This is a genomic window from Vibrio sp. D173a (assembly GCF_030248475.1).
The window spans coordinates 1-705 of the sequence record NZ_JAHGAH010000715.1 but is presented as its reverse complement, the minus strand read 5'-3'; the positions used below and the strand labels follow the sequence as shown (position 1 = coordinate 705).

At 46.2% G+C, this 705-nt stretch carries 1 protein-coding gene; it reads right to left on the bottom strand.

Going from position 1 to position 705, the window contains the following annotated elements:
• Positions 1-291, bottom strand: a 291-nt coding sequence (locus KIV40_RS28745; RefSeq protein ID WP_285352631.1) for a 4Fe-4S cluster-binding domain-containing protein, incomplete at its 3' end; no start/stop codon positions are given.
• Positions 292-705: the final 414 nt, after the last annotated feature.

Genomic DNA, 705 nt, shown 5'->3' with positions numbered 1-705 from the left:
AACGATTTGCTTGTTCACCTTTTTGGACTGCTGAGCAGCCACCGCAGACTGATAAAACGCTAGCCCTCTCAGCATGGGTTCACCGCCATGCCAAATGAAATCGACCTGTGTAGCCTGAGCGGGTTGCGCCTCAATGTGCGAGTGGACGATCTGCTCCATCATGCTCTGTGGCATCGATGATCGCTTGTCGACATCTTGTCTGTTTAAGTAGTAGCAATAGCTGCAATCAAGATTACATTGCGCCCCTTCTGCTTTGATGAATAGACTGAAAGGATGAGTTGATGCGTTCATATTGCCCCCTTAATTTTGGGTCAACATATCAACCGCCAATCGTGCAAACAATAGTCCCTCGCGACGTCTCACTTCCGCACTGGTTTACCGCTACTTTCTCGACATTAAATTACAATCAAAAACAACAACTTAAACAACAAAAGTGACGTATTAACAATCTTAATATCGGCTATTACACTCCTTAATCACACTTCCTCTTATGCTCTGCACCATAGACTTCCAACAATATAGTGTAAGAAAAAGGTACTGGCCACTTTGGTGTGCTCTTTGTCCAGTGTGGTGGCGATGCCGTCTTTTGCTGAGCAACCTGCTACGCCAGAAGAGGAGCTTGCTTACAACTTAGGTGTACAAGCATTCATTTATGGTACTGGCCCTCTCACGGTTGCTGCTGTCAGACAAACCACCACCTCGGTC